Raw genomic sequence first — 7,536 nt, 5'->3', positions numbered from 1 at the left:
ACCCCCCGCCGCGATCAGCATCTCCGTCGCGGCGCGGGCAGCCTCCGGCTCGGCCGCATCACCGCGGTGATGCGGCACACCCCTCGCCGCCCGTCACCGTTCCGCGACCGTCCGGGGCGGTGTGGTGGCCGGCGGGGGAGCGGGGCCGATCTCGCACCAGACGGCCTTGCCCTCGCCCCTCGGTTCAATGCCCCAGCGCGTGGCGACCGCGTCGAGCAGGAGCAGCCCCCGGCCGGAGGTGGACGTCTCGCCCGGCGTACGCCGACGGGGCCAGGCGCTGGACCGGTCCTGGACCGACAGCCGGATCCGCCGCACCGGTTCGGGCAGCACCTCAAGCGTCAGGACAGCCCCGCCCTCGGTGTGCAGGAGCACGTTCACCAACAACTCGCCCGTGACGAGCTCGGCATCGTCGGCGAACTCGGCCATGTCCCAGTCGGCGAGGGCCTGACGCACGATTGCGCGGGCGTCCGAGAGCCCTTCCGGGTCCGCCTGGTGAATGTACTGGTGCAGTCGCGGCGCGTGGGACGATCCCACGTCGGGGCTTCGGCGCAGGACGAGGAGCGCCACATCGTCCCCCGCCCCCCACCGTTCCCACAGCCGTTCCGACAGGTGATCGGCCAGTGCCTCGGACCCTGCGGGCCCGGCGCTCACCTCGTTGCGCAGCGCGTCGATCCCGGTGTCGAGGTCGGCTCCGGGCTCCTCCACCAGCCCGTCCGTGTACAGGACGAACGTCTCACCGGGCACCAGGTCCAGCCGGGTCTCCGGGTACTCCTCGTCCTGGAGGTCCGTGGAGGTGCCCAGCGGTAGCCCGCCGCGCACCTGCGGGCTGCCGACCCGCCCGTCGAGGTGGCGGATCAACGGGCCGAGGTGCCCGGCCCGTACCACCTGCACCGCTCCGGAGGCCAGATCGACCTGGGCGTAGGTGCAGGTGGCGAAGCGGTCGGTGTCCAGTTCGGAGAGGAAGCGGGAGGCCCGTGCCAGCACGGTGGCCGGCGGGTGCCCCTCAGCGGCGTACGCGCGCAGGGCGATGCGCAACTGGCCCATGATCGCAGCCGCGTGGGTATCGTGTCCCTGTACGTCCCCCACGACCAGTCCGTAACGGTTCTTGGGCAGGGTGATCACGTCGTACCAGTCGCCACCGACCTGCCGGCCGCTCCACGCCGCGTGGTACCGGACCGCGATCTCGCCGCCCTCGACGTCCTGAATCCGGGGCGGGAGCATCGCGGACTGGAGTTGCGTGGCGAACTCCCGCTCCTCGTCGAAGAGCATCGCTCGTTGCAGGGACTGGGCGACGATGGCGGCGAGGCCCAGGCAAAGGATGCGCTCGTCCGCGTTGAAGACCGTGCGCTCGCGGTAGAAGAGGGCCAGCCCACCGAGCGACCGGGCCTGGGCCACCAGCGGAAGATACGCCGCCGCCCTGAACCTCAGCTTCCCGAGATGCGGCTCCAGTTCCGGGTAGCGACGGGCCAGCGCGGAGAGGGAGGTGATGAACCGGGGGCGTCCGCTGCGGATGGTGTCCGCGAGGGGGAGGTTGCGGTCGAGATCACCGGAGCCGAGTCCGTCGAGCACCTCGAGCGACTCGCCACTCAGCGCGACGATGTTCAGCGCGGAATTCTCCACGAGCCCCAGGGCGAGGCCGTCGGCGCCGAGCCGGGCCAGCCCACCGGGTCCGGTGAGGGCTGCCGTCACGTCGTCCACGGTCACCGCACGGGACATGGCGCTCGTTGTTCGTTCAACGATATTTGTCTGGCGCTGCCGCCGCTTTTCCAGATCGAGAACGAAGGCCGAATGGGTGACCTCCGCCGTCGCGTCCCGGACGACGCCCACGATCCGGTGCGCCAGCCCGTCCTTCGATCGCAGAATGCGGGCCTGGACATGGGTCCACTGTGCGGTCCCGTCATCCAGCGGCACACGGAAGTGGACGCTGTAGGAGTTACTGCCGCCGGTGATGGCCTCGTCGATCGTGACATCAAGCCGGGCCCGCTCCGCCGGTTCCAGGTGCTCCAGCAGGGCGCTCGGGCGCGCGTCGAATGTCGCAGGATCCACGCCGAACACCATCAGCCCGGCCTCGTCGATGTCCAGGGTCCGCGTGTCCAGGTCCCAGTCGAAGCTACCGGTCCGATTCATGGCGAGGCGTTCCGTCGGCCGGATCTCACCGTTGGTCTTCCGGTCGATCCGGCGGAGCGGAGAGGCCTCGGCGTCCTGCCGCCGTTCGTCGTCGGTCATGCCAGCTCCGGAGGTCGTCCGGCGGGGCCGCACGTCGGCGGACCCCGTAGGCCTCAATTGTCGAGCCGCATCCATCGGAGTGCCACAGCGGCTCGCCCGTGAACCCTTACGCCCGGACCCCACGCGCCCGCATACCCGCTCCCGGCCCGGCCCGGGGGGCACGGGGCGGCAGCCGAAGGCCGTCAGCGACCATGGAGGGCGTCCCACGTGTCCACGAGCTCAGCGAGCGGAGCGCTACGCATGAACGACGACCGGCCCGTCCTGCTGGAGAAGAGGGGCACATGCCTGCACCTCACACTGAACCGCCCCCGGGCGCTCAACGCGCTCACCCACACCATGGTGAGGCTTATCGACGAGGCCCTGTCCGGCGCCGAGCAGGACGAATCGATCGCATCGGTACTGCTGTCCGGGGCCGGCGACCGGGGCCTGTGCGCCGGAGGTGACATCCGTGCCCTGCACGACGACGCACGGGCCTCGGGACGTGCGTCCCTGGAGTTCTGGCGCGACGAGTACCGCCTCAATGCCCGCATCGCCCGATTCCCCAAACCGTACGTCGCACTGATGGACGGCATTGTGATGGGCGGAGGAGTCGGGGTGTCCGCACACTCCGGAATCCGTGTCGTCACCGAACGTTCACGCGTTGCCATGCCCGAGACCGCGATCGGCTTCGTGCCCGATGTGGGGGGCACCCGCCTGCTGGCCACCGCCCCCGGCGAACTGGGCACCCATCTGGCGCTCACCGGCCGATCCGTCGGGGCGGCCGACGCCGTTCTCTGCGGTCTGGCCGATCATCACATCCCTGCCCGCCTCCTGCCTGCCCTGACCGAGGCGCTGGGAGAGCCGGCCGGCCAGAACCCGTCGGCGGCATGCATCGTGCAGCGCTTCGCCACGGAGCCGCCGGTCGGCGAGCTCGCAGCGCAACGCGACTGGATCGACGGTTGCTACGCGGCGGACAGCGTGGAGGAGATCCTCCGCCGCCTGCGTGAGAGCGGTGTTCCCGCGGCGGAGGCAGCGGCGGACGAACTCCTGACCAAGTCGCCGATCGCGCTCAAGGTGACGCTCGCCGCCGTCCGCCGGGCAGCCCGGCTCGACAGCCTGGAGGCCGTGCTCGACCAGGAGTTCCGCATCTCCAGCCGGGCGTTCGAGCACCCTGATTTCGTGGAGGGAGTGCGAGCCCGGATCATCGACAAGGACAACGCACCGCAGTGGAAGCCGAGCTCCCTCGCCGAGGTCGACGACCGGGAGGTCACCCGGTTCTTCGCACCTCTCGGCCCCGGTGAACACGAGCTCGGACTCGCTCCGGGACCCACGGGCACATCCGTCAACGGGGGACAGGCCGAGTAGGACGGACCGGCGGCGGCCAGGCCGGGCGCCGCCCCCCGCCCCGCCTAACTGTCGCTGCCGGAGAGGCTCGGCTGCAGTGCCCGTACGAGAGCGAACAGCCGGTCCTCGTTGCCCGTCAGTCCCGCGCTGCGCAGGGCATGGTCGGCCTCCCGCATCGGAGAGGTGAGCAGCGGCAGGTAGACCGGTGCGTCGTCGGGGTCCGCGAGCGCTGCCCGGGCGGCTTCCAGCAGCCGGACGTACGCCTGCGCCGCGGCGAGCTCGTCGTTGTCCATCTCGGCATCTCCTCCTCAGAGCTGTCGGGCCGTCAAGCATCCCCCAAGGGTCTGACAACGCCGCCTCAGGCCCGGCCGCGCCCGCCGGACAACCCGCTCGGCGGTTCCACCTCCAGGTAGCGCCGTCTGCGGGGCCCCCGGTAGAGCAGGACCGTCCAGCCCAGGTCCCGCAAGGCCGAAGCGCAGCCGGCCAGCGCCTCCTCCTCGTCATGAGCGGCGCCGCTGCCGGGCGGCCCGGTCCACTCGACCCGTACCGAACCTGACGACTCCCCGCCGCTCACCCGGTATCCGGTCCACACGCGTTGTCCCGACGGGTCGACGGCCGAAGGCGTGGCCCCCGACCTCTCCAGAGCCAACGCGATCGCCCTGACCGGGCGGTTCACTTCCCACGGAGCCGGCGCGGCCACGGGGTCGGGCCGCCCGGCGCCGGTGAGCCTGCGGATCTGCAGCAGCCCCTCGAACGCGGTCCGCACCGTAGCGGCCCGTGCCGCCGCGGGTTCGGCGGCCGGTGGGCCGTCACCGGTCGCGGGCTCGAATCCGTTGCTCGCCTCGGTTCCCATGTGCCCCCTCGCTGATCCATACCATGCCCAGTCTGCACCGGCGGCGGCCGCCGGTATCCCCGAGGAGCCGCAATGGTCGACGGGTGCTGTGGCCGACAGTGCTGAACAAGGCGACAGGTCCGACGGGAGTGCCGCCTCCCGGCCCCTCGGTAGACTCGTGTGCTCTGCACCCGTTCTTTCCGCAGCACCATTCACGCGAGGACCCGCCGCCCGTGCCCGACAGCGAACCGACCACCATGCCCGACAACGGACGGGAGGCCCTGCGTGCGGACTGCGCGAACTGTTTCGCTCTGTGCTGCGTCGCCCTCACGCTGACGGCCTCTGCGGACTTCGCCATCGACAAGGACGCCGGGCGGCCCTGCCCCAACCTTCAGGACGACTTCCGCTGCGGCATCCACACCCGGCTGCGGCCGAAGGGCTTCTCCGGCTGCACCGTGTACGACTGCTTCGGCGCCGGCCAGCAGGTCTCCCAGGTGACCTACGGAGGTCGTGACTGGCGTTCGTCCCCGGACCTCGCCGCGCAGATGTTCCAAGTGTTCCCGGTCATGCGTCAGCTCCACGAACTGCTGTGGTATCTCACCGAGGCCCTCACTCTGCCGGGCGCACGTCCCCTGCACGGCGAGATCCGCCGGGCCCTCGAAGAGACGGAACTGCACACCACACGGCCGGCCGTCGACTTCGCGGAACTGGACATCGCCGGTCACCGCGATCGGGTCGCCGGGCTGCTTCTGCGCACCAGCGAACTCGTCCGGGCCGCCGCTCCCCGCCGTAAGAAGCGTAACCACCGCGGTGCCGACCTCATCGGAGCCCGTCTGCGTGGAGCCGACCTGCGCGCGGCGGACCTCCGTGGGGCCTATCTGATCGCCGCCGATCTCACGGGCGCCGACCTCCGTCTGGCCGACCTCATAGGTGCGGACTTCCGTGACGCCGATCTCTCGGACGCCGACCTCACGGGAAGCCTGTTCCTCACCCAGGCCCAGCTCAACGCCGCCACGGGCAACGCGAAGACAGCACTTCCCACGTCCCTGAGCCGCCCTCCGCACTGGGCCGCCTGACCACCTGGTTCACCTGACCGCGTGGCTGGCCGCCCGTGTCTCTCACGGACGGCCGACCAGACAGATCGCTGACTTCTCAAACTTGGCGTAGCCCTACCTGGCAGAGCTCAACGAGCTCGGTGCCGACGCCATAAGCGCCACCTCAGCAAGCCCGTCGTCAGGCCAGGTCTTCCCCTGTGAGCTGGTAGAGCTCCGGCACGGAGACTTTGATCGGTTCCTGGGTGGTGCGGGCAATCACGACAACAACAGGCTCGTTCGGATCGGGGTGCTCCTCGCGGTGTGGAACGAACGGCGGGACGAGGAGGAAGTCGCCCGGTGCGGCGGAGATTCGCACCTCCTCGTCACCGTCGTGGAAGACGAACACGGGGTGGCCACTGACCACGTAAATACCTGCCTCCGACGCCCCGTGATGGTGGTTGTCCGTCGCGCTCAACGGCGCGTTCTCCACTCGCCCCATCCAGAGGTTCACCGACCCGACAGTGCCGCCGCTGAGGGCCGTGTTCCCGTCCAGTTCCCCGGCGCGGACATGGTGCACGCGGTTGTTCAACGCCATGATGTTGTCTCCCTACTTACTGTCGAAAGCGCTTGACTGGGCGTCAAATTAAGGTCGGCACGCAGAGGCTTGCAACGATGTTTGCTGTGTCGGCAAATCTGCCAGTTGTGCTGGACAGTGACCGCGCACAGAAGCGCGGCAGCTCCGTCGGACGAGGAACGGGACGCACTCGAGAGGTGGGCCGGGTCCGGCATCCCTGGCCCAGAGGACTAGCTTCCGGTGCCCCGGACGTCCGCCTCCAGGGCTGCTTTGAGACGCTTCAGCGTCGTGCGGATATTGCCGCCCTGGAACTGCGCGAAGGTCTTCCCGCCCGTCGCGACGCGGTCGAACGCGTTGGCGAGGAAGTCAGGCCAGCGACGCCGGTCGTCGGTCCAGGTCTCGGTGACCCGGGTCGCGCCGTCCACTGCCTCGAAGTGGTAGTCCCACGTGGCGATCGGCCCCGGGAGCAGAGGGCGCCGCAGGCCGATCGCATGCACCCGGAAGGTGAAGCGCTCGCCGGGGTCGGCCGCCGTCACTGTGCACCGTGTCGTCCAGCGCGCCGCACCGCGCTTGTTCCGGCCCTCGAAGACCATGCCGACGTACGCACCACGCCGCTGGCCGTGCACGGTGGCGCCGCGGTTTTCCGGGCTCCAACGCCCCATCGCCGTGGGGTCGCTGAGCTGTTCATAGATCTGCGCCGGGCTGGCGTCGATGATGATGCTGTCTGCTACGGACATGGTGCGGGGCACGGTGAGACTCCTTGTCCACGGCCGTCGACGGGCCACGTCCGGGTGCCGTACGAGCCGTGGGCCGACATCCCGGAACCCATACCTTACTCGCGAGTAGATTTCGTGGGGGGTGCGGGTGGGAGCAGCTCCGGAGTGCCGCCCACGCACAGCCGTGGGCGGCGGCCGGACCAACGTGGCGCGACCCGACACACGGGCTGCGGCGGTTCAACGCGTCCGGCGCTCCCGCCGGTTCGTGACCCGGACCCGTATGTCGGCCGACATACTCTGCACGCCGCCGCTGTTACGGGCGTCCGCGATGACACCGGCCACGGAGCGCGCGATCTGTGCCGGCCGGGCCCTGGGCTCCACGACCACCGTGACCACCGCCCGCAGTGGTCGGCCCACCAGACGCACGCGGGCGCGCACCACGTCGTCGAACGCCGCCACCTGAGTGGTCATCGCCCGTTCCCATGCACGCCTGCGCAATACCGGACCGCTCCGTGGCAGTACCGACCAGCGACTCCTGCCCGGGAGAGCCTGACGGGCCAACCACCACACCAGCAGCGCCAGAACGAGGGCGGGCCCGGCGATGAGCGCAGGACTCCACCAACTCTCCTCCCGGAGCCGTACCGTCAATCCGCGGTCCAGCAAGACCCCGTCCGGCGCGGGCGTCGGCCACCAGTGCGGGACGCGGCCCACCGCCGGGACCCACCCCGAACCGTCGCCCACGGCCAGCCAGCTGCCGCAGACGACCAGCACCAGCCCGGCGGCACCGAGCAGCGACCGGTTGACCGCGCCACGCCTGATTACCGACATCCC

The 7,536-nt window shown here is 70.4% G+C and carries 8 protein-coding genes; 2 read left to right on the top strand and 6 right to left on the bottom strand.

Annotated features, from left to right (window positions below; translation table 11 throughout):
• Nucleotides 1-93 precede the first annotated feature (93 nt).
• Complete coding sequence (locus AB0F29_RS35045; RefSeq protein WP_361881028.1) at nt 94-2,226, bottom strand: SpoIIE family protein phosphatase; 2,133 nt, start codon at nt 2,224-2,226, stop codon at nt 94-96.
• Nucleotides 2,227-2,466: 240 nt separating this feature from the next.
• On the opposite strand from AB0F29_RS35045, the gene AB0F29_RS35040 reads away from it, so the two are divergent.
• Nucleotides 2,467-3,570 (top strand): enoyl-CoA hydratase/isomerase family protein, encoded by a 1,104-nt coding sequence (locus AB0F29_RS35040; RefSeq protein WP_361881025.1) that lies wholly within the window; start codon nt 2,467-2,469, stop codon nt 3,568-3,570.
• Nucleotides 3,571-3,614: 44 nt separating this feature from the next.
• On the opposite strand, the gene AB0F29_RS35035 is transcribed toward AB0F29_RS35040, so the two are convergent.
• Nucleotides 3,615-3,842, bottom strand: a complete 228-nt coding sequence (locus tag AB0F29_RS35035; RefSeq protein WP_361881022.1) for a hypothetical protein — start codon at nt 3,840-3,842, stop codon at nt 3,615-3,617.
• A 65-nt stretch (nt 3,843-3,907) separates the two neighbouring features.
• A complete protein-coding gene (locus tag AB0F29_RS35030) occupies nt 3,908-4,402 on the bottom strand; it encodes a hypothetical protein (protein WP_361881020.1) in 495 nt (164 codons plus the stop codon).
• 212 nt (nt 4,403-4,614) lie between these two features.
• Here AB0F29_RS35030 and AB0F29_RS35025 point away from each other — a divergent pair, with 212 nt between their 5' ends.
• Nucleotides 4,615-5,457: a pentapeptide repeat-containing protein gene (locus AB0F29_RS35025; RefSeq protein ID WP_361881017.1), complete on the top strand. Its 843-nt coding sequence runs from the start codon at nt 4,615-4,617 to the stop codon at nt 5,455-5,457.
• 157 nt (nt 5,458-5,614) lie between these two features.
• Here the strand turns inward: AB0F29_RS35025 and AB0F29_RS35020 are convergent, their stop codons facing one another.
• The 3 genes from AB0F29_RS35020 to AB0F29_RS35010 form a co-directional block, all read right to left on the bottom strand.
• Complete coding sequence (locus tag AB0F29_RS35020) at nt 5,615-6,010, bottom strand: cupin domain-containing protein (protein ID WP_361881014.1); 396 nt, start codon at nt 6,008-6,010, stop codon at nt 5,615-5,617.
• 209 nt (nt 6,011-6,219) lie between these two features.
• A complete protein-coding gene (locus AB0F29_RS35015; protein WP_361881011.1) occupies nt 6,220-6,738 on the bottom strand; it encodes an SRPBCC family protein in 519 nt (172 codons plus the stop codon).
• 204 nt (nt 6,739-6,942) lie between these two features.
• Nucleotides 6,943-7,533 carry a hypothetical protein gene (locus AB0F29_RS35010; protein WP_361881008.1) on the bottom strand — a complete coding sequence of 197 codons (591 nt, stop codon included), beginning with the start codon at nt 7,531-7,533 and terminating at the stop codon, nt 6,943-6,945.
• Nucleotides 7,534-7,536 lie beyond the last annotated feature (3 nt).

It is taken from the genome of Streptomyces sp. NPDC026589 (assembly GCF_040638385.1).
In the GTDB taxonomy this organism is placed as follows: domain Bacteria; phylum Actinomycetota; class Actinomycetes; order Streptomycetales; family Streptomycetaceae; genus Streptomyces.
The sequence above is the reverse complement of the archived record's forward strand: the minus strand, read 5'-3'. Positions and strand labels throughout refer to the sequence as shown.

Excerpts from the sequence above, each read along its gene's own strand:
- AB0F29_RS35045 (WP_361881028.1), bottom strand. The coding sequence starts at position 2,226 with ATGACCGACGACGAACGGCGGCAGGACGCCGAGGCCTCTCCGCTCCGC.
- AB0F29_RS35040 (WP_361881025.1), top strand. The coding sequence starts at position 2,467 with ATGAACGACGACCGGCCCGTCCTGCTGGAGAAGAGGGGCACATGCCTG.
- AB0F29_RS35035 (WP_361881022.1), bottom strand. The coding sequence starts at position 3,842 with ATGGACAACGACGAGCTCGCCGCGGCGCAGGCGTACGTCCGGCTGCTG.
- AB0F29_RS35030 (WP_361881020.1), bottom strand. The coding sequence starts at position 4,402 with ATGGGAACCGAGGCGAGCAACGGATTCGAGCCCGCGACCGGTGACGGC.
- AB0F29_RS35020 (WP_361881014.1), bottom strand. The coding sequence starts at position 6,010 with ATGGCGTTGAACAACCGCGTGCACCATGTCCGCGCCGGGGAACTGGAC.
- AB0F29_RS35010 (WP_361881008.1), bottom strand. The coding sequence starts at position 7,533 with ATGTCGGTAATCAGGCGTGGCGCGGTCAACCGGTCGCTGCTCGGTGCC.